Origin of the sequence: Bacteroides faecium, from assembly GCF_012113595.1 — a bacterium.
GTDB classification, from domain to species: Bacteria; Bacteroidota; Bacteroidia; order Bacteroidales; family Bacteroidaceae; genus Bacteroides; species Bacteroides faecium.
The window spans coordinates 3,530,304-3,552,904 of the sequence record NZ_CP050831.1 but is presented as its reverse complement, the minus strand read 5'-3'; the positions used below and the strand labels follow the sequence as shown (position 1 = coordinate 3,552,904).

General features: G+C 37.4%; 15 protein-coding genes. 2 read left to right on the top strand and 13 right to left on the bottom strand.

Annotation, left to right across the window (positions count from 1 at the left end):
* Nucleotides 1-121: 121 nt before the first annotated feature.
* From brxL to BacF7301_RS12625, 9 genes are all read right to left on the bottom strand, one after another.
* Nucleotides 122-1,558, bottom strand: coding sequence for a BREX system Lon protease-like protein BrxL (brxL, locus tag BacF7301_RS12665; RefSeq protein WP_167963308.1), 1,437 nt, complete (start codon nucleotides 1,556-1,558; stop codon nucleotides 122-124).
* Between the two features lie 9 nt (nucleotides 1,559-1,567).
* Entirely contained in the window at nucleotides 1,568-3,853 is a 2,286-nt protein-coding gene (gene pglZ / locus BacF7301_RS12660) for a BREX-4 system phosphatase PglZ (protein ID WP_167963306.1), read from the bottom strand.
* Nucleotides 3,854-3,868: 15 nt separating this feature from the next.
* A complete protein-coding gene (locus tag BacF7301_RS12655; RefSeq protein WP_167963304.1) occupies nucleotides 3,869-8,047 on the bottom strand; it encodes a hypothetical protein in 4,179 nt (1,392 codons plus the stop codon).
* Nucleotides 8,048-8,059: 12 nt separating this feature from the next.
* Entirely contained in the window at nucleotides 8,060-10,390 is a 2,331-nt protein-coding gene (locus BacF7301_RS12650; RefSeq protein ID WP_167963302.1) for a phosphoadenosine phosphosulfate reductase domain-containing protein, read from the bottom strand.
* A gap of 4 nt (nucleotides 10,391-10,394) precedes the next feature.
* Complete coding sequence (locus tag BacF7301_RS12645; protein WP_167963299.1) at nucleotides 10,395-12,239, bottom strand: hypothetical protein; 1,845 nt, start codon at nucleotides 12,237-12,239, stop codon at nucleotides 10,395-10,397.
* A gap of 470 nt (nucleotides 12,240-12,709) precedes the next feature.
* The gene (locus tag BacF7301_RS12640; protein ID WP_167963297.1) at nucleotides 12,710-14,068 is read right to left on the bottom strand and encodes an ATP-binding protein; all 1,359 of its coding nucleotides are present in this window, start codon (nucleotides 14,066-14,068) and stop codon (nucleotides 12,710-12,712) included.
* 458 nt (nucleotides 14,069-14,526) lie between these two features.
* Nucleotides 14,527-15,534 carry a type II toxin-antitoxin system HipA family toxin gene (locus BacF7301_RS12635; RefSeq protein ID WP_167963295.1) on the bottom strand — a complete coding sequence of 336 codons (1,008 nt, stop codon included), beginning with the start codon at nucleotides 15,532-15,534 and terminating at the stop codon, nucleotides 14,527-14,529.
* Nucleotides 15,531-15,854: a HipA N-terminal domain-containing protein gene (locus BacF7301_RS12630; protein ID WP_167963293.1), complete on the bottom strand. Its 324-nt coding sequence runs from the start codon at nucleotides 15,852-15,854 to the stop codon at nucleotides 15,531-15,533. Before BacF7301_RS12630 ends, BacF7301_RS12635 begins: the two co-directional genes overlap by 4 nt.
* A 3-nt stretch (nucleotides 15,855-15,857) precedes the next feature.
* Nucleotides 15,858-16,118: a helix-turn-helix domain-containing protein gene (locus BacF7301_RS12625; protein ID WP_322932882.1), complete on the bottom strand. Its 261-nt coding sequence runs from the start codon at nucleotides 16,116-16,118 to the stop codon at nucleotides 15,858-15,860.
* Nucleotides 16,119-16,289: 171 nt separating this feature from the next.
* Here BacF7301_RS12625 and BacF7301_RS12620 point away from each other — a divergent pair, with 171 nt between their 5' ends.
* Nucleotides 16,290-16,805 carry a DUF6155 family protein gene (locus BacF7301_RS12620; RefSeq protein WP_167963291.1) on the top strand — a complete coding sequence of 172 codons (516 nt, stop codon included), beginning with the start codon at nucleotides 16,290-16,292 and terminating at the stop codon, nucleotides 16,803-16,805.
* A gap of 34 nt (nucleotides 16,806-16,839) precedes the next feature.
* Here the strand turns inward: BacF7301_RS12620 and BacF7301_RS26110 are convergent, their stop codons facing one another.
* From BacF7301_RS26110 to BacF7301_RS12605, 4 genes are all read right to left on the bottom strand, one after another.
* Nucleotides 16,840-17,208, bottom strand: coding sequence for a phospholipase D-like domain-containing protein (locus BacF7301_RS26110; protein WP_369805476.1), 369 nt, complete (start codon nucleotides 17,206-17,208; stop codon nucleotides 16,840-16,842).
* The gene (locus tag BacF7301_RS12615; protein WP_369805475.1) at nucleotides 17,174-19,744 is read right to left on the bottom strand and encodes a TOTE conflict system archaeo-eukaryotic primase domain-containing protein; all 2,571 of its coding nucleotides are present in this window, start codon (nucleotides 19,742-19,744) and stop codon (nucleotides 17,174-17,176) included. Before BacF7301_RS12615 ends, BacF7301_RS26110 begins: the two co-directional genes overlap by 35 nt.
* A gap of 22 nt (nucleotides 19,745-19,766) precedes the next feature.
* On the bottom strand, nucleotides 19,767-20,579 hold the full coding sequence (locus tag BacF7301_RS12610; RefSeq protein WP_167963289.1) for a metallophosphoesterase: 813 nt from the start codon (nucleotides 20,577-20,579) through the stop codon (nucleotides 19,767-19,769).
* A 105-nt stretch (nucleotides 20,580-20,684) separates the two neighbouring features.
* Nucleotides 20,685-21,101, bottom strand: a complete 417-nt coding sequence (locus BacF7301_RS12605; RefSeq protein ID WP_369805474.1) for a type IV toxin-antitoxin system AbiEi family antitoxin domain-containing protein — start codon at nucleotides 21,099-21,101, stop codon at nucleotides 20,685-20,687.
* Between the two features lie 223 nt (nucleotides 21,102-21,324).
* Between BacF7301_RS12605 and BacF7301_RS12600 the strand changes: the two genes are divergently transcribed.
* The gene (locus BacF7301_RS12600) at nucleotides 21,325-22,440 is read left to right on the top strand and encodes a Fic family protein (RefSeq protein ID WP_167963287.1); all 1,116 of its coding nucleotides are present in this window, start codon (nucleotides 21,325-21,327) and stop codon (nucleotides 22,438-22,440) included.
* Nucleotides 22,441-22,601: the final 161 nt, after the last annotated feature.

Sequence of the window (22,601 nt, the reverse complement as noted above, 5' to 3'; positions counted from 1 at the left end):
AAGAAAATCAGCAAGACACTCCATGCAATAGTAAGACTTGATACTTTCACCTAACAGTTTCTTGTTTATACCAATTGTGTCCTTGTCAAGTTCAGTCTTTCCACAGGCTATGCACTCATACTTACTCTTCATATTCGCGAATGGAAAAAGATGGTACGTTCTTACCCTTGTATTGTGTATCAATCATCCCCATCTGCTTCACGATGATTTGGCGCATCTTTTTAGCTGGGATGAGACAATATTGATTGAATTCGTGGGCATTTATATCCTTAGGAGATCTAACGTGTGGGAAAAGTAACTTCAAAAAAGCTGTGGTAATACGCTTTATAGCTTCTGTATCGCGCGTATCGGCATTATCTGGATACTCAACAATCCTATCAACAGTAGCACGATATGAAACATCATCGCGCAAAAGATGCATGATTGTAGAAAAATATTCAGAATTTAGAGCCCAACCTGAAATTTTCAAGCCCTCATTCATTCGAGGGATGTCCCATCCTTTAATGAAACCATGTATTCGATCCATCAATGCACTTGTCCTGAATATAGTAGGCAAACTTGAAAACATATTTTGATATTCATCCATCTTCTCTTCGTTGATGTTACCCAACATTACAAATCCAGCATCAGCAACATCATTCTTATCTCCGATTTTGACAGTCCCTTGTTCCATATAACCTTGAAGTGTTTGGGTCATTTCATTAGGATTATCAAACTCCACTTTTTGAATTTCATCAAAGGCTATATAGTCGTGAAAGAAAACAAGTCCTTCTTCTCGTCGTGCCAAATCATAGAACAGCTTAGCACGTGTCATTTTACCAGCAGACAGATAACCGAATCGACTAATACCTCCAAAAAGATAAGATTTACCTGTACCTTTGGGAGCAAGTTCAATGAGATTCAGACGCTTTTCAACAAAAGGCAGAAGACGAGTCAACATCGACAACTTTTGATGTTCATTTTCATAACCGTCAGCATTATAGTCAATGGCACCAAGAAGTACATCAATCCACTCTCTAACAGAAAACTCTTTCCTAACATCCTTGAAATAATCAAGGTCTATCTCGTAAGGACAGAAGTTTCTGAAACTGAGTAACTTTATCTTTCCCTTTACTTTACCATTGTTTTCGGGATAGCGATATCCCAACTCAACAACACCCCAAATCTCTTTAGTTTTAATAAGTTCGTCCTTGCAATCTTCCCATACATTGGGTTCAATAATGGTTTCCTTATTTGGAAGTCCAAAATCCGGTAGTGAAAAAGTGACTTCTTGTGTACTAATATTAATGTCGATTGAGATGCGAGTTAGTATTTTCACTCGCTCATTCTCGACTATTATTCGATTCTTGATACCAATCCATTCTGTTTTTGACGGAATATTAGCTTTAACAAAGTTTGTCATCTGTTCTACATCAAATTTTCCGTCTTCGTCTTCAAACATTTTGAGCAACCAGTCTCGCAAAAATGATGGTAGTTTCAAATCCTTAAAGCAGTTACTCTCTTTAAGGTCTTTATAGACTACCATTTCATCGAAATATCTCTTTAATTTTTCTTCCATGTTGTTAAGTTAAAAGAATTTTCGTTCAGAAGAGCCTTCTTTTTTAATCTCAAAGGTAAGCTCTTTAGCTATTATTCCACCCGAAAGATAAACTGTAAATTTGTATTTTCCCGACTTTTTAATGTCGGGCATTACTACTTCATATAAATAGGGGGTACTTGTCTTAATAACTTCATAAGAATATCCGTTTACACTAATTGAAATTTTATCGGAATCAACACCAATATATAGCTTCATTTGTGCATTTGTCTTGAAACTTACTGGTATAGGCTTGTCGTTCATTATCTCGCACTTAATGGTTGCTTTAGATTTATTAATGCGGATAAGTGGAACAGCGACCTCCTCAAGCGTTGCTCCGCCATGAACTTCAACTAAAGCTTTTCTTCCACCTTTGAATCGATCGTAGTTGGCCAAACACCAAAAGCTGTTTTCTTCCGTTGCAAACTCAGGCTTTTCTGATATATCAGACACCGGGCAGCAACGTCCCGAATGTTTTCCTTTTTCAGAAACTTCCCATTTTGTTTCAGATTCATTAATAACAGCCAAACGGCTTGCACCATGATCAGAAATCATATATGCAACTTCATCAGCATCCATAGCCTTAATCTGAGAAATTACTTCATTAATTATATCAAGTTCTTTAACCAAATGAATGGGCAGTCTTGTCTGTTCATAATTATAGCGATTCTGCCCGTCATGCTTTAAATCATCCAAGTATCTAATGCATCTCACACAACAGCCCGCCTCTTTAAATTCATTTATAAACAACTTGTTTACACTCGTTATTGATGGTAAATCACATCGTGCAACATCTGCTTGAAATGTAAGTCCCATATTGTAGCACTTATTCTGAATATATGCCAAGAATTCAACGCCAAGCGCATCTACAAAGAATAATGTTTCTTTTGTTGAGTCCTTTGGTAATTCATCAACATAAATAGAACGTGGTTTCAACCAAATATTGTAGTCACGCTCTACGGCCTGCTGATTAACAATAACACGTAATTCCGGCAAAATACAATTGGACAGTTTACTATATCTGTATAACTTGAAATATCTCGTCAATAATTCATTCTCAAATTCATATGGTTGTAAATAAAGCCATAAATCATTATATGTCCGTTCTAAGATAGGCAGCAATTTGTCAAATGAAAGCACATCCGCATAAGTGCAAATTAATTCAATTGTACGTTCTTTCTCTTGAATAGTTAAATCGGTTAAATAATGTAACGCTACACTTCCTTTGACATATATTTTTTTACAGAAGTTTGTCAGTTCGTTTGTATACTCCAGCATTTGTGTAAGCAAATTCCTCCTCTCCTTATATAGAGCAATAAAATTTGCATCCTCAGGTTTGTAACTAAGAATATGACAAAAAACAGTATTAACGAAATCATCAAAAGTCTTAGCTTTCAAGACCACACTTGACAGATAATCGTTGCTCTTTGCTCCATGTATTCTTAATGCTAGGAAATAAGCCCAACGCTTAAATGGAGAAAAACCTTTGAAACCCTCCATAGCTAACGCAAGATTGTGTAATCCGCCAAATTCATTTTCCACAAATTTAATCCAGCTACCGTTGCGTTCAATTGTCAATCGAAGTTCTTTCCAGTTCTCTTCTGATCCTATTTTTTTATCTATTGTAGATAAATCAGGTTCTGCCGAAACAAGCACTTGATAATCTGAAGAGTATTCATGTATCTCAAATACAGAATTTGGATAATCATTTTTTGACTTATTTGTCATTAAACAAATTTCCGTTGCACCGCCTTCAAGAATTCTTCCCATTTTATAAAGAGCGTTTATCCCATCTAAATATATTACAGGCTTTGGAAGATTTTTAGCAATGAAGATCAATTTAGGCAGAGGTTCAACATCACCACTAATTTGATATATACGCCCCGAATCAAATAAACGCTTATCAAATTTCTCTAGATACTTCGCACAGCCACTTGTAAAGATTATCAATTTGTTGCCACATTGTACTTCCAGCATAGACCGCAAAATATTCTTCACAACAACTTCACCTTGCAATAGCAGGAATGGAGAAAGCCCCTCAAGGAATAAAACATCATTAGAACTTATCACCTCATTTTGTATTTTCTCAATCTGAGGCAGGGAGTCGTTCTTGCAATATAAAGGATTACCAACGTGTATGAACTTATTATTTCCAACTTCATAATGATCCATGAGATGGATTAGAGTATGTGAATTAGGCACATCCACAATGATTGGTAAGTTCTTGTCCGAACTAAGATACTTATCAATTTTTTGTTGTACATAATTTATATCCATACGCAATCTTGAAATTTAATTATTCTTAATTATTTGAATACCCACACTCATATTATTCCTTATAAGCTCTTTTAGATATCTTTTTACATCATCTGCATTCATTGAGTCTATTTTTTGAATTGCAGTGGCGTAACCTACGGAGTTATATCTCGACTGAGCAAATTGCTCAATAACTTTTTGCACTATACCAGAACTCATCCAATAATACGGTTCGTCAGAACAATGACCTACAAGGTAGTCTTTTACCTCATTAATATCAGTGAGCATCAATGCTTTGTCACTAAGTATTATTGACTTAAATTTAGCATCTCGTTGATTAGAGTCATTGAAGATATCCCAATATTTAAATTTCTCTAAGTAATTCAAAGCCTTCTCGATATCCTTATCACTTGGATTTGAAGAATTTACAATATCAAAAACTGAACGGCACACTTGCGTATCATCATTAGCAACCATTATAAGAATCGGCATTTTATACCTGCGACTCCAAGCTAAAGGAGAGTCTGTACCAGTCTTTTCTTTCCAAAGCTCTTTAAGTTGAATTGATCCTAATTCTTTCTTGTATTCAGCGACAAGGTCTTCAACCTTCTTACAGTAAGAAGCATTATCCATTGTGAAACAACTTCCCGAAATTTTTTTGAAAACTTTTTCTTTGTCAGTTTCACTCAAATTTTGAAGATAGAAATTACACGACTTCTTAAAGACATCCAATTGACCTTGATAAAAAGCATTAAACTGTGCACCATAACCACGTAACATATCCAAAAACACCTGCTTTTTACTCTCTTGAAGTTCGCCCTGGCTTTTAATATCACGAAGCATGCTTAAGAAAGGTGCAATGTCACTAACATCATTCTTTATCGTTTCATAAGACAAACGCAGATTACCGCACTTCTCATTCCATGCAGCAATAGTTGCCTTGAATTGAGACAGGTTACCAAGCAGTTTGCCCGTTTCAAGAATGATGTTATACTCTAATATAACAGCATCAATCTGCGCATCAGTAGTTTGACGTTTCCAAACCCAATTAGCTTCTCCTGCATCAATTTTCAGTTTCAGTTCATTAATATACTGTCCTTTATCATCGATTTGTTTAGCAATAAGCGGTAACTCTCCATCTTTATATTTATCCAAATATCTAATCATACCACGCTTACATTTTTCATGAGTAAGAAGATTATGTAAGTCCTGTGCTGCATGAGGATATAAGCAATATATTTTACCAATACTTAACGCAATATCACTGTCAGTCTTGTTACCCGACATATTATTTGCCAAGTCTTGATAACCTTGAATCAATTCCTGAATAATATCCGTACGTGTTTGCTTCGACTCTTCATCAAGAATTTCGTTTAAAGTCCAAATTGGGAAGTACAAACTATCTTTCATTTTGATTCTCACACGATCGCGAGCACTCTCTACAGATGAACAGTTGATTCTGGAAATATCAAAGGCCAAAGAAGTTCCTTCAATAAAAGCTTTTTCTTCAGAAGTCATCGTAACAATGAATTTATCACGGTAGCGACTATTTGGTGTTATAGCTTGCTTGATAACTTCATCAACCATTTCTTTTAATTTATTTAGGGAAAGTTCGTCACTCGACAAACCATCGCTCCATGAGTATTTGTTTGCAACATATTCTTTGAGAAGAAAACCAATAAAGAAAGCTGTCATATTGCATGGCATGAAACCGTAAGGCTCTTCAGTTAGAAATTCATATATTCGTTTAATTGATATACGTCCATTATCTTTAAGCTCGTCTTCAATCATCCTATCAAGATCAGATTTTATACGAGATATTGGTTCTGATGGATGGCTTATCCAATAATGTTCTTCCTTCCAAGCATTGCCTAATGCGACTCCTAGATTAGCATTCTTATTGTTGTATGTACCCTTGATAACCTTAGTTGCACCGCATTCAATACCAACCTGCAGGCTGTTAGCATCCCACCAATTGGAAATTGATTTGAAGTTATGTTCCAACGATAATGGAAATCGCTTACCATTGACATTTTTAAATTCCTGATGTAGACAATCAATACTATTCACGTTTAGCCCAGTTGGATAACTTTGCGTAAAGAGCACAAACTGACCTTGCTTAATAACCAATCTCCACTTCTGTAAAATCTCTCTTGCATAATTGTTATAGGTAGTAGACTCACTATTATCTTTACCAATATAATATGTTGATGTAGCTATATTTTCCACCCATTGCTCAAACATGTCTTTTCCCAACGGCGTTTTACCACAGTCTATAAAAATAACTCCACTATCGGCATATATATCCATGGCTGATTTGATTTTCTTTGTCATAGCAGCACTCTCACCAACATCCTTTGAAAGTCCTACGACAACATAGAAATGCAGACGATCTTCTCTTGCATAGTTTACAGACTTTCTTGCTATTTGGTCAAAATCTGTAATCCCAGCATACTCAACCTTAAATCGGCGAACTAAGTCATGTGGAAGTTCTATCGCCTGATTTAATCCTCCCTCCTTAATTAGCGTGGATGTTGTACGGTTTCTGAATTCATCCTTTTTCTTTTCTATTTGAGCAACATCCATTTCTCCAGTTAAAACAGAGTAAAGAGATTTTCCGTCTTTAAGGTTCTTTTTATAAATAACCTTATCGCGAATCAACTTTTCCGCACATTTAACAGCCTGCCCATCGTCCAAATCTGTACCTTCAAAAGCAAGATTTAGATTTCTTTCATCCGGAAGGAAAATTTCTACTGCATCACCAGCATTTTGCGACAGTGCTTGAAACATAAGGATCGTTTTCAAAACTTTTCTCTCCTCGTTGTCAAGCTGATTAGACAAATTACTGAAACGGTCTAAAATCTGACGAATATTTTGCGCAAGATCATTCTTCCCTTTATCATAAAAGTATCCCCATAGCATATCAATAGTCAAGAATGGATTTTCACTATCAAGCGGTCCAATAGTATCAATGAACCATTGGAAACCGAATTGTTCATCACTACCATTGTTTTTGATAAAGTCGAACATACTGCGTTGGTTAGATGCAAATGATGCAGAGATATGTTTTAAAACGCAAGCAGAATATGGATGAATTGGCAGGATACCCTTCAATTCATCATCATTAATTTTAGCATATTTCTTAATCCGTTCTCGTGATTCATGAGTGCGAGTCTCTAGCTCCATAAGAATGTCATCCCAATCTGCCTTAACAATTGGATCATCTTTTTTTTGCATAGCCTTGCCCATTAATTGGAAAGCCATATTTTCGGGGAGTTGAATGATACAAGTTGGTGATATGAAGCGGTCTTTTATCTTCTTCTTATCAGTATCGTCATCACTTAACCCTGCTTCGCTTCTATGAGTAACTGGAATAAAACAGAATGGTTCTAACTGACTTAAATCTAGAACATGTTGAAAACCAGTAAGACGATGAATATTATTACTGAAATATTCAGTGAACTCATCCCAAATAAATATGATCGCCTTCAGCTTGTTTACTTTGATTACCTCACTAATCCAATCACACATCAAAGCATCGTCAATCGAGAAAGCCTTAATTTGCTTTTCATTAGCAACCTTAAATATTTTGTTCATCAAAGTTTGCAATGCCTGCTCAGTATATTTACTCAAATGGTCAATAATATCATCAACCGACTCATCGTTAAACAGTTCACAATAACTCCCTTTTACAAAAACTTCAAAACTCCGTTTATTTTCTTCGTTAGAAAGATAATTGATAATTCCCGTTCTTAACGCTCCTGCTCCAGCATTGGTTATGCCCTCAGCTTTAAGTGCGGCTTCAATACTTTCTTGCATCACAAGAAAGAGGTCATTGTCACTATGAATGGACGAAGAACCATACCGATGTACTGTAATAATCTTCCCGCTACTTTTTGCAGCAATAAATTTTTTACGCAAATCATCGTCAAGATTAAACTCACGGAAATATGCATTAGTTTCCTCCTCAGTTGCATCCAATAAACGTTTCAGCGTTAATACAGCATGGGATTTTCCTGTACCATAGGCCCCTTCAACCCATATATTAAGTTTCTGTTTACGCTCAATGACACTAAGTGCTTGTTTTAACAATCCAATAAACGTATCGTGTGGATAGAACTTCTTCCACAAGTCTGGATCTTTCTTTATTAAGTCGTTGTTGACGGCTGGAAAAAATTCCGGGTCTATATCAAAGTATTTACGATATGAATCCATGTCATTTTATGTTTAAAATAGGTCAAGAACATCTTGCGAAGTCTTATCTTCTTTCAGAGTAATATTATCAAGGTCGAGTGTAAATGCAGCATTAATGTAGCTGTTATAGTTTGTAGACAAACCAGTTAGCAACTGCTTCATCTTTTCCTCTTCGATGCCAAAAATACACACTGGACTCACGCCATCGCTATCAATATTTTCATCATACAAGCGCGATAATGTAAATTGATAGTATCCACCACAAGCTTCAGCAAACTTATAAAGAGAATAAAGCAGTACTTTCGGATCAGGAGCTACCCAAGGGGTACGAACTAGTGAAACGGCTTTTTTCCCCTCGTAATTCATCCTACCAAAACCAACACTTGAAAACGGTAATTCTGAGATTCGGGTAAATGAACTCCAAATATCTGCCACCCACGATTCTTTTGCACCATCATCAACTAACAATGAGATAATATACTCCTTTGAAGACAATTCATTAATATCAACTCTCCTTGTTAACCAATTAAATTGGGGTGTATAAACAAGGTTTGATAACATTAAAGCCCAACTCGATTCGTTTTCCAGGCCCATCTTGTCAATAATAGTGGTAGTTTTGCCGATTGTATTGTTACTAAACAATTCAGCATCTTTAAGAAAACGTTTGAAAAAGTCATACATATTTGTACCCAGAGAATGTTTATTGGCAAAATCTTCTTTGTACTTAAAGAACTGATTAAACCAGTCCATTTTAGGGGCATGATGTGAATAACAGTTCAAACTTTTGTTTTTTGTATTCATCTTTGATATTCCTTTAGGTCTTTCTAATGATTTATAAACTAAACATCCTTTCTCTACTTTATGGCACATAGAGCAATGATGGCATGTATCATCAATGTAAACAGTTCCATTTCCCATGTGAAGAGCGCCATGGTGACAATCAGCTTCACATACTCGACACTGCACACAAGATGCTGTTTTACGAAATACATTCTTCAACAACTTTACAAAGTTGGGAGCAGCTTTCGCCAATTTTACATCAACTTGTACTTTTAACGTAGCGTCCTGATGTTCATCAACTTCAAAAGTATATATCTCACCCCGAAAGTCAATTCTAAATGGTGATTGTTCGTTCTGTAAAATACCAATGGTTTTTATCCATTGTTTCCAATCCGTTGTCGGATGATTTACTACTATTGTTATGTATCCACGACTCTCAAACTCGTTATAATTTGCTTCAATGTTTAAGTCTCTACCATTCTTACGAGCCTTCCATCCACCATTTACTATAAATTGGTTCAATGAGGCCTCAGTAGCAAAATGCCCAGCATACCCTTGTTCTACTAACTCCAAAAGACTATTAAATTCTGAGGGATAGTTGATTCGACTATAATAATCACTCCGTTCTGCCGCACGTGGACACATTAAACATCCAGCTCTTCGATTACCTTTTTTGTATGCCTCATTTATATATAAGTTCTCAGCAAAAATATAAGCATACAATTCTGCAGAATTCCAATCTAATATAGGATTACAGCTATATTGCCCTTTATGCTTTTCTCCTAAGCTAATATAATCATAATTGCTTCGAGCAACACTTTCGCTTGCCCTCACCCCGATAAAGGCCATCCCAGTAAAGTCGTTCTTCCCAGTAAGCTTCCTCAGTGTAATAATTTGTGGCGCAGTTTTATGAACGCCGCAACACCATCTATTGACAGTTGCTGGCGGTCCAAATTTTGACCAAGTAAATGAGGTTTCAAGTGAGGATTTTGCTCTTATAAACGAGATATGAGCATCAGCGCACCATTTCTCTATATGATCGACAGTTCGGTATGTGTCTGGGAATTCCATATTAGTATCTCCAAAAAGAACCTTGAACGCATTATGCGGCAATGCCTTTTGAACAAGATCCAAAGTCACAATACTATCTTTTCCTCCACTAAAGGCTACATAAAAAACATCTACATTCCTTTTTAGATATTTTTGATAATAACCGTATATCTGCTTTATAGTTAATTGGGTCAGAGCACTCAAGATATCCTCATTCTTCTTAACCATTAACCTGATATCAACCTGTCGCAAAGCCTTACCTTCAATTTCAGGAGCTTCGATGATTTTGATTTCTGGCTTTGCACATAGCGACCCCCCTTTTGCGATCGCCACTAATCTACCACGATATATATAGTTATTAGCCTCTGCCCACATATATGGTCTTGAGTCATCTTTTTCATACTCCCAAAATTTATCAAAACCAAGTATATCAAGTTCTTGATAATAAACAGGACGAGGTTCCTTGCTAAATTGCAAAGGTGAGCTATTTAGGAGTAATCCTCCCGTTTCAGGATCCCAGGTATATGCGTACATTTCGTTAATCCTTTAATTTATTGCGAAGTTCGTTAGCTTTAATAAGCAGATTGTCAATCGTGGCAAATCTACGTTGGACTATATATCCTTCATTAGCTAAAAAATCTAACGCGTCATTCTTAGTTAATCTTATTTCCGAAGTTGCCAAAGCATAAATCACAACATCATCAAATGACTTGAATTGCGAATTACATTTTACAACCGTTCCGCTTATATTATTTTTATTCAAATAGCCTCCATACAACAACTTGAACATTTTGCTACCAATTAACAAAAAGCTCTCTAATAAACGCAGATTCCACACATGACCACACGGTGGGAATGATGCAAAGTTTGTAATGTCTTTCAAAGGCATAAAATCTCCATCACAACAAAGTGATAAGGCATCATCAATCTTATCGCAATCAAACTCAACAAGCCTGTTAGAAATAAAGTTGTTGTTATCCAGCCGACAACTATATTTAGAGATGCTTTCTAAGTGATAGTTCAAAACAGTACCAAGAGTAGAAGCCAATTGGTCAATCTCCGCCAATGAATACTTATCATGAGACCTTGCAAAAGTAAGTAAAGCGTCAACAGCACTTATATTTTCACCAATATTACTAATCACCGATCTATTGAATGAAAATTGGCCACTCAATTTAAGTGCCAGAGCATTTCGAATGCCAAGCTCCGAAATTGTACTATTATTCTCAATGACTGAAGGAACTTGTTTCTTTAAATCGTCCATCAATTCGTCTGCTCCAATGAAACCAAATTTTGAGATGCCCAAAGCTATGATTTGGATAATTCTATTTAATTCATCAGAAGTAATGACAAATATATCAATATGGAAACGTAAACCACGCCCATTTGTTATGAGCACTGTATTGTTTCTGTTAAAACTTTGACGAACCCAGTCTTCTGGCAAATAACTAATGGCTGCTATGGCATCATCTTCAGAAACCACTGCACATTGTTCTAAAATATAATTCACAACAATTTCATCAGAATCAATTTTGACATTTTCTATGTTTGCAAAATAATGAGAATTAAAATACCACTTATCATCATAACAATAACGCAAATACGCTGCAAACATCTCTTTGTCTGCGATACGACTATCAAGTAATTCGGCATAAAACTCATTAAATAAAACTTCATAGAAAATATATCTATTAGGCTCAGTAAACACTTCCTTAATATAAACTTCAAGCCTCATTTTTAGAGTATCGTCCAACAAATAATTATGCAAATAAAGTTTATCATCCAAAACTAAACCACAGCTGGAAATTGTCGCATTTAGCTCTTCATTATCAATTAGCAACTCCTCACCAAACAACTCCTCATAATATCGATTGAATTGCTTAGTAGCAATAATGGAGTTTAATCTAAACCCTTTAGAAAATCTTTGAGAGAGTATTATTCGAAAACGAGGCAAATATCGATAATGTTCCACGTTAGATTCTCTTAAAATATTTGACACACATTCATGTTCTTGATAAGAATATTCCTTTATGGGTTCTGGATACATTTCTTTCGCTTCAATTAAAATAGCTTTAAACTTATCTTCATCTGTAACGTACATCAAAACCATATCCCTAAAAAGCTGACTTGGTTTTATACAACCTTTTTCCCCATTCGTTAGGCAATATTCAATGGCAGACATTTGCAAATTGATACCATTAGTATTCCTATAAGTTTCTCCGATAGAAATACCATGAATAAGCATACGATTTCTAAGTCGTATTGACAGCTTAGAAATCGCATTTTCACGGGTAATATCACCAGCCTCCACATTCTTATATGCTTCAATCAACAGTGATGCCTCATATTTATTCCACTCTATTTTACCAAATGGAGAATTCATTACACCAATTATCCGTTTTCATTTATAACTATTAGGTTTCGCACATCAACTTTTAAGTACTTTACCACTTTTACTAGTGATTCAAGATTTAGCTGATAGGCGTTTGATAGCACTTTAAAACAGTAGATCGTCCTTTACCTAGCTCCTCAGTAAGCCATTTACTGGCTCTTTTCTACAAACACAACTTTGAATCTATTAATATTAATGCTCTCCAGTCGTTGAATAATCTCATGTCTTATCAGTCCATAAAATAACCTCAATTTGCAAAAGTACTCATTTCTCACCAAATAGCCACAATTATTAACAGGTATTTTGCAATCATGAAAACCAATTGGTGGCAAAGATTAAGACTTTACCGAATGACAATAGCCCGTTTGATTATGAACAACATAAGAAGTGTAATGAACGATAAGCCCTCTCTGCACATAATCAAACTGGAATGATAGTGTGCAGAAATGGTGATTACAAGACTACAAACAGAAAGTCATATAGGCAGGTAGATACACCACCCCTTCCTTTACACTCAGGTTTTTAGGATGAATCACATAGCTCCCTCCTATACGCTGACGAAAACTCTCGTTGAACCGGGTAAGAGAACGGATGGAATATTTATCATTCGATTTCACCTCTATCGGAAATATTTTATATCTCAGTTTGCTGTGGTTCGACAGGATAAAATCTATTTCCATGTCGTTGCGATGCTTCTCTTGATTGTATCGCGTGTAGAAGTACAGTTTGTGCCCGGCAGCCACCAACATCTGGGCAATTACGTTCTCGTAGAACATACCCTCGTTCACCGACAGTTTCCCCAATAAGATTTCCCGATAAAGCTCTCCGTCAGAGATCTCATTTTCATCAAATGTATGACTGATAAGTAGTCCCGTATCCCCCATATAACATTTCACATATGTTCTGTCCTCATTCAGCGAAAGCCCCACGTTAGGGTCCGAGCAGTTAAAGCATTCATTGGCAATCATCGAATCGGAGAGCCAAAAGAAAGTATCATGATATTTTGGAAAGCTCGCCCCCTTTTCAATGCGATTCATCACTACACGTCTTTCGGAACGAGAAAGAAAAGTCGGAATCTGGTCGAATATGCTTAGTACGCTCGACCTGTAGCCAGACTTTATCTTCTTTATATCATTCCGGTACAGTGTCAGTATGTCTCTTTTTTCCATATCGGCCATTCCGAAATTCCGGTTGTTCTCCAGATACGCCGACAGGCTTTTCGGCATACCGCCCACAATCATGTATTGGCGGAACAACAGCATAGCCTTGGCGTGAATCCCCTGCTCCAAAGGCTCCTTTTTATCAAAGCACTGGCGGATATATGCCACCAATGGCTCTTCATTCATAGCCCAAGCAAACTCCTCAAAGTCCATGGGGTACATAAGTAGTGTCCTTTCTTCAGAAGGAATGGTAATATCATTTACATTCTCCTTTATGGAGATTAGCGAGCCCGTCTCTATATAATCGAACCGTCCATCTGCGACCAGATACTTTATCGCTTGCCGGGCTTTAGGAAACTGTTGTATCTCATCAAATATGATAATGGATTCTTTTGGATAAAGCCTCACACCATATTCCGAAGAAAGAATAAGGAAAAAGGTGTCCAGATCATTCATGTAATTGTTAAAGGCCGAAATAACCGAATCACTAACTTTGTTGAAATCTATCATAAGATAGCTCCGGTATTCATTCTTTGCGAACTCTTCCACAAGAGTGGATTTGCCTATCCGTCGGGCGCCTTCTATCAGAAGCGCCTTAGTGCCTGCCGCTTGCTGTTTCCAGACAAGCAGTTTGTCATATAATTTACGTTTGAATATCATACCATTCAATGTTTATCATCTCATTCATATACAAAATTAATGATATTTTCTGCAATACGCAAATAAAAATCCATATTTACTACCTGCAATACGCACTTTTAAAAGATGCCATTTCACCTGTAATGCGCATAAATCTATAATAAACTTGCCGTATAATAGTACTTTTAAATACAGCGAAAAATTCGGCTTTATGTATTATCCCTAATATAATGGTATTGATTACAACAGAGAAGACATAATGTAAATCAGCAATCCCCACCCATCAGGCAGACAATCATCAAAAACGAGGTTTTGGCAAGTCAAACGGAGAAATAGAAAAATCCCGATTTGAGAGCCACTAAACAGGTATGTTTTTTGAGTTTAGAGTCGAAGATATTATTCGGGAAAAGTGATCTGTGCAGATAGAATACGATGCAGAAAACTACTTGGTTAGTAAAAAGAATGTAATTTCTAAATTCTCACTTCATATCTTTGAGCCTATTTCTACGTTGACGATAATCTGCCAAATAGGTTTCCTTGGTGCTAGGTAATAGAAATGAGGCTTCTATAAGTTGTTCGATTTGTGAGTATCGAGTAGTAAATTGAATTATTATCTCAGCCACCCGTTTTTCATTGATTCCGATACGCTTTCCAAACTCTTTGAAAGATCGCCCATTCGCCTTACCGTTAAATTTCAAGAATTCCGATTTATCTCCCTCGCGAAACAAACCGCGACTCAAAGCGAAATCACTATCATCAACATGCAGGTGCGTATTCAACAAGTCATAAGCCGGAGCCAATCGAAAATCACCTCTTGAAGTTTCGAGCACAGAGAAATTCTTCAAATGAGCATCACCGTTTGAGAACAGAAAGTTGAAAAGTACAACTTTAAAATACTTCTCAATTTCAATGCGCCAAGCAGGGATATATCGCTGTATTAGCTCGGCCAGTTCTTCGTAGCTGTATTCATACTTATAGTTACTTCCACCATTTGCGGGCATCAAACCAGCCAACGAAGAAAAGTCTTCTTTGCGCAGCTTTACGCCTCCTACTCCAACATCAAAGCGTTTAGTAATATAAGCTGACTCACCTGTTTGGAAAAAGCACAAGCCATTGGCAGCTGTCTCAATTCCGTAAACCTGTGAAGCAATTTGCATCGTCAGATTCTCGTTCGCGGGAATCTCCTTCACTCGTCGCAAACGACTGAGTGGGATCGGCTTTAAGATATGTGTACTTTGCTCTCCCTTTTGCGACAGACGTATCTTGCCTTTTTCAACAAGGCAAACCTCCTTATCTTGTACTCCTGAAATAGAGATATGTTCTATATTCTCTATAAACTTCTCATTATCCTCTTCGTTCTTCTCCGGAGAATCATAAGGAAGGATATGCGATACCTTTTTGCCTGCAAAAAGATTTCTCTGGGCAACAGGAGAATAGGTTTCATACCCTTCCACAAGAGTTGATGGGCAATGTGTCAGTTTCATCATTCAATCGGTTTTAGTGTTACTGCTCCTATTGTGTCGTGCGATGTGGTGGCGAGAAGAAGTCCAAAATAATCTTTCTCATCAATTTTCAACAATCGGCATTGAGCCTCTTTGTTTGCTCCTTCAGATAGTAAACTAAAGAAGAACGGAAATAGATAATCGCTCGTAAACTTTATCTCCGTTTTGGGCAATGTCAAGCTCACCTCCGACATCAAGGTGTTGGCAAAATACTCCGATTCATACTCAAACGAATAACTCCCATTATCGTTCTCGGTTAGAGTTCCGGCTTCAATACCCTTCATATAGACTTTTGCACTTCGCATAATTTATCGATTTAGTTGTTTGACACCCACAGTAATTTCCAGTCCCAGCACATCTAAAATCTTACCCAGCACCTCAATGGTCGGGTTTGCTTGTCCACGCTCAATTTTGTATAGCGTATTAATACTGATACCTGCAATATCTGCCAAGTCAGGCTGCGTAATCATAAGTTCTTTTCTACGGAGACGTATCTGTTCCCCAATAGTGACCCGTAATGAGTTTATCTGATTATCCATATTCACACTATATTGTGATTTATACTGCAAAGATAGTGTATTTTTCTAAAAGCAACGCTTAAATCACATTTTATTATGATTTTAAAGATGCCAGGATACTATTAGTGGACAAGTTGGACTATAATCACATTATAATGTGATATACCTGATAGTATAAAAATAATGTGTATATTTGCAGAAATACGTAAAAACATAGCAATCATGTCAAAAGCTCAACTCAAAAAACACCTTTTCGCTCTGAATAAGGAGCAGATTATCGAAGTGATGCTAGAACTTTACGATGCTCGTAAGGAAGCAAAGGAATATCTGGAGTTTTACCTCAACCCAAATGAGGATGAGAAATTGGAAGAATACAAAAGAATCATCCGTGACGAGTTCTTTCCAAGACGCGGAGAGCCTAAATGCCGTTTCAATATTTGCCGCAAGGCGATATCCGATTTCAAGAAACTAAAGCCACATCCGGCTTGCCTGGCAGATCTAATGCTATATTACATCGAAACTGGATGTGAAATGACCAGTATGTACGGCGATATGTGGGAGCAATATTATACCACGTTAGAAACGAACTTCGCCAAGGCAATGGAGCTAATCGCTCAATTAGGATACACAAAGCAATTTAGTAAGCGGATTGAAAGGATGCTGAAATCAGTAGAGGATTGCGGATGGGGATTTCCTGATACCTTGTATGATATATACTATGAGTATAAAGTAGATTAGGGGTTGCAACCGGAGAAAAAAAGACTAGGCATTATCATTCATACAAGATTTTTATTACCTCTTCTGCAATAAAAGAATCCGCAATCTTTATTGCATTATCATCCTCCGCGTTGTAACCAAGATAGTTCACACTACCGTACCAAACAATGGATTTATCAATAATCGCAGCATGAAGCGACAACTTTTCTTTCATGTTTACTTGTACGCCATTTAGTAATATCTTATCCTTGTCTGAAAGTTGGCGCGTGAACACAATAACTTCTACACCCCGTGCAGAAAGATCGGCTAACAATTCAAGAATTGGAGCACGTTTCGCAAACCATAATTTAGTGGCCGATATAATGACAGACTTAGAGGCTTTTGATAAATCAGCAAAAAAACAGATTCTGATAATTCTTTCCATTAAAAATAACGCCTTGACCGATACCAAAAAGATCTTTCGAATCATTCTGTTGAATCTTATACCCAACAGACGCATAGCCTTTCAACCGACGTTTGTACATCACATCGCACATAGGAACATGGATATCAATATAATCATAAACCTGAACGAGTTCCTTTCCCGGATAGTTACGATGCAAGCGACCGGCATATTGTGCTACTATCCCTTTCCACGAAATAGGTAATGCAAGAAATAAGGTATCAAGACGCGGACAGTCAAATCCCTCACCGACATATTTCCCTGTGGCTATAATCACGAGTGTCTCTTCTTTAGGTACGTTTTGCAGGTGTTCCATCTTCAACCGTTTCTCTTTCACCGATTCAGAGCCTATAAGCGTAATAACATTCTTGCAACAGTCAGCAAGCATAGCCGACAATATCACTACATGCGAAGTAAGACTGGTCAAAACAATTGGCGACCTCCCTTCATCCAATACTTTACACACATCAGCTGCTATAAGCCGGTTTCGATAATCGTCATCGACCATCCTTTGTAGTATTTGTATGTACATCGTTTTGTCGTCCGCCAATTCACGATAAGAAGTAAAACGTGGAATAAGCAGACGCTCAAATGTTTGTGAAGCCATCTGCATTTTAGCATCGGCAGAGTATCGAATGGGACCGCATTGCATAAAGATGATCGGTTGATGACCATCTTTACGGATGGGAGTTGCCGTTAATCCATACACATAACGAGCATTACAACGCTTCAAAACATGCTCAAAATTCACAGCCGAGACATGATGACACTCGTCTACTATCACCATCCCATAATCTCTTACAAATGGCCTTACCTCCTTATCGTCAAAACATGATTGTACCAATACTATATCAACCATCCCACGAAGCCTGTTTCCATTTGAATCGAGTGTACCAAAAGGAGAAAACGCAATCTTACGTCCACGCTTATGAGAAGTATGTTCCTCGACATAATCAATATCCAGAAACTCCTCCAAGCGAGATTTCCATTGTTCAAGCAACGCCTTCGTATGCACAAGAATCAATGTATTTACTTTACGCTTGGAGATCAGACCTATAGCAGTCACGGTTTTTCCAAATGCTGTCGTTCCATTTAACACACCTGTATTATGAGCCATCAAACTGGCTATAGCAGTATCTTGTTCTTCACGTAGTTCTCCTTTAAACTTTACCGAGATAGGTTTCCCTAGATTCGTCTCATCTTTCATGCGATAATGGACATGGTTATTCATTAATAATTCCACTACGACATCCTCGCATCCACGAGGCAATGCTATATATTCCTCTAAAATATCAGCACATGAAATGATACGGGGAATATTATAGGTAGACAATCTCATCCCCTGTTTGGTATAAAACTCCGGATTCTTGAAAGAAGCAATACGTTTAATGTGATTGAGCACCTTTCCCGAAAGTCCTACCAGAGACACATATAGCATATCCGATTTTACACAAACTACTTCTTTCGGGAAATCCTCATTTGTTATCTTTTGTGCTACGGGTGCTTCCCAAGGTTTGGATTCACTCGTTGTTGACAATTCGCCCAACTCTGAAGACAAGCCATGAAGAGCCAACACCTCATCAATAAAAGGCTCCGAAACTTTCTCCACATTCAATAAATACGCCCATTGCTCTTCAAACGGAGTAAAAGTCTCATCTACGAATACACTATTTCCATTCTTTCTGGCTTTCCCTTGAAGTGGCAGAGCGACTAAATTACCTAAACCACCTTCCGGAAGATAATCCTGACTGGGAAAAACTCTATCATAGGATTTCAAAGAAACCCTACCATCTCGATTCATCGCCTCTGTTAATATTGCATTACCTAATTTGCGCGCCTTAATAGCCGCCAATGGTTCTTTAAAGAAAATCCACACATGGGCACCATTCCCAGAACGAGAACGTTCTATAGAACAAGGTATATCCCAACTTTTACAAACATCGACAAATACCAAGACATCATTCTTATAGCCATGAGCGCACTGTTTGTCATCAAAGTCTACACACAAGAAATTGCATTGATTGCCATTCAGAACAACATAGATACCCATTACATCGCACCCGTCTGTATCCTTTCCTTCAAGATGCTTATAAATATCTTCATACTCCAAATTCTTAAAATGCCGGTTCGGACACTGTGTACACTTATATTTCTTCTTATTACAGAATTGACGATTCCACTCATTCAAACATACTGGCTGATATCCCGATTTTCCACTTGCCTTACTATACCATCTCTTTGCAAACACATCTTCCCGCCCCTTGAATAAGCTGCTGAATAAAGTGACTTTTTCTTCCAAAGACAAGCAAGATGTTACAATTAATTTCTTTTCCTGAAATACAGGTTTAGTGTCTTTTGAATCGGAATTTGTCTCTACGCTTTTCGTTTCTTCACCAACCTCTACAATGCTTTTAACCAACTCACCCAATTTCGCATTCTCTTTACGAAGCTGTTCGTTTTCAGCCACCAATTGTCTATTAATCGCAAATAATTCTTGATATGTAGGCAATTTATCCATAATTTACTTTAGCTTTTTACAATCAGTACATCGAGCAGAACTCCATAATGTCGAGCATTCGAAACAATATTCCATCAATTGAGTTATGCCAACTCTGATGGAAGTGGCCACAAAACCAATGTGATACAGGGTGATGATCCCGGACGAGTTGTTCGTGTAGCTTATCCATAGCTGCCCGTTCTGCTTCTACGTCATCAAGCAGAGTATCATCGTTTTGTATCCAATGGTGAAGATTTCCTTTCGTGAATAGTTCACAGAAAGAGGGAGATGTGTGAGTGATCACCGTATCTATAGTAAATTGCGAACAAATAGCTCCCATTTTCTTTTCATCATAGAGTGGAGCTTCATTCTTCCAATATATATTCCTTGCTAAAGCATCTGTTGCATTACCTCCTGCTTTTAAGTATTTCAACTTACCTTTCCATGTATTCATGCGGTATTGACGATCAATAGAGATAGCTCCGCCCACGCAAAGTATAGTGTGAGAGCAAGCTTGAATAATGGCATAGTCTGGCACAGCTACAAATCGTTTATGCCTAAATGCACAACCGTCAAAATATGCCGGATTATCATGGTTTCCACGCACAAACACAATCCAGTTGTTGGCTTCATTCATGCGCTTGACATTCCGTCTCACCATGTTCTCATAGCTTTCTCTCTTTTCAAAGCCAAATCCGCAATCACCAGCTACAATTAGCAGTGTGTCTCTCACCCGGTATTGCACACAGAGCTTAAAAACCAACTGATTAAAGTCTCCATGCACATCGCCTGAAATGACGAGACCTTTTGCTTCAGGAAAGGAAAGTGTGAAGCACTCACTATCGCTTTTATTCATGCATTAAGTTTTCCTATAATTCTTTATTTCTTCGCTCATAGCTTTATTTCGAGATATTTTTCAAGAGTCTTTGTAACACGTAGTTTGCTTGCATAGCATAGTCCATCAGGAGAATTTAATAGCATCACAAACAGAGCGTTCTTTATTATAGACTTTAATCTCATAGCCACTTACTACTTGCACTTCAACACCAAGTTCCAATAGTGCCTCAGTGATGAAATGTAGTTCTATTAACGGGTATTCGGGCAACCGTATTTTCCGTCCTCTTTTGATGACCACATGATATGCCTGAGGCAAAGAGGTGGTAAGTCCATGGATATTCCATGCAGAAAACAAGCATAGGATACCATCAAGCACCACGACATCAAGGTCTATCATGGTATCAGCCAACTGTTCCATTTTTAGCGTACACGCCTCGTTGAATGCAGACCATATTACCTTCACGGGTACTTTCGAGAAGCTTATAGTATGCACTACGGCTCTTTTCTTTCGCTTCCGAAGTATTTTTACTTTCTTCTGCATTCATTTCTATTATTCTTTTATTGCTGTATAAAAGTACTACAAATAATCAAACAAACAGTATGTTTGTACAAAAGTTCTGCACTTTCTTTGATCTATTGCTTCATTTTTCATATCTTTGACCTTGCCAAACCATTTATAACCCCATAACTGTAACACTCACCAAGTCAACCTTCTAAAATTGATTTGAGACTTCAGCAAATGGGTTGAAAAATGAATAATTAAGATGGACATAGATTTTGAATCATACATCCGAGGTAGTGAACCTGACAAAAAGAAAAAGGCTTCAGCTTGGAAAACTGCTATTGGGCTTCAAGCTGTAGACGGCTTGCAAACCTCCGACTATCTGAAAAATACAGCGGTCAAGCATATTGAAGGCGATATTAATATTGATGAAGTAAAGAAACTCATCAACAGCTATTACCAGTCGAAAACGGCACGAACTCCCGAAGATGAAGAGACAGAAGAAGCGGATAAAGTGTCTGCCAATATTGCCAGAATCTTAAATGAACAGTCCTTTGCATTTTCAGTGGCAGGCTTTACATCCATTCACCGCAGACTCTTTGAAGGTATCTTTAAGTTTGCTGGTAAAATTCGTGACTATGATATAACGAAGAAAGAATGGGTACTTCGTGGCGACACGGTGCTTTATGTCAACTCCGAGGATTTACGCAGAGCGTTAGAATACGACTTAGAACAGGAAAAAAACTTCTCATACAAAGGCTTATCTATGGATGATGTAGTGGCACATATTGCCAAGTTCGTATCAGGCATTTGGCAGATTCATCCATTCGGTGAGGGCAACACCCGTACTACGGCAGTCTTTACTATAAAGTATTTACGCAGCATTGGCTTTGACGTGAACAATGATTTGTTTGCCGACAAATCTTGGTTCTTTCGCAATGCATTGGTTCGTGCGAATTATAGAAATGTGCGAAAAGGGGTTGAACCGGATATGAGTTTTTTGATTTTGTTTTTCAGAAATCTGATGATGGGAGAAAATCATGAGTTAAAGAATAGATATATGATTATCAATGCCCCACAACAATCAACCGAACAAGCCGACCGTACAAGTACCGAACAAGTACCGAACAAGCTAACCGAACAACTCACCGCCCCACTTTTATCAATCGTAAAAGCTATTGGGATAGAACAATGTTCATTGAAAATGATAATGGAGAGAATAGAGTTAAAGCATCGCCCCACTTTTATTGCCAACTATTTGACACCAGCTATTCAAAATGGCTTTGTTACTCCTCTCTACCCTAATAATCCCAAACATCCTCGACAAAAGTATCTTTTGACGGTAAAGGGGTTGGCTATTTTCAATTCAACAAAATGATATACAACAACTAATAGGTATATACCACATTAAAAGTAGAATATATATTAAAGATAATTTCCAATAAGTATTAGAAGTAATAAAGAATATTTTTTATCTTTGCCTTTGCAAACCATTTGTAACCCCAATGCGGAAACATCCACCAAATCAACCCTCTAAAA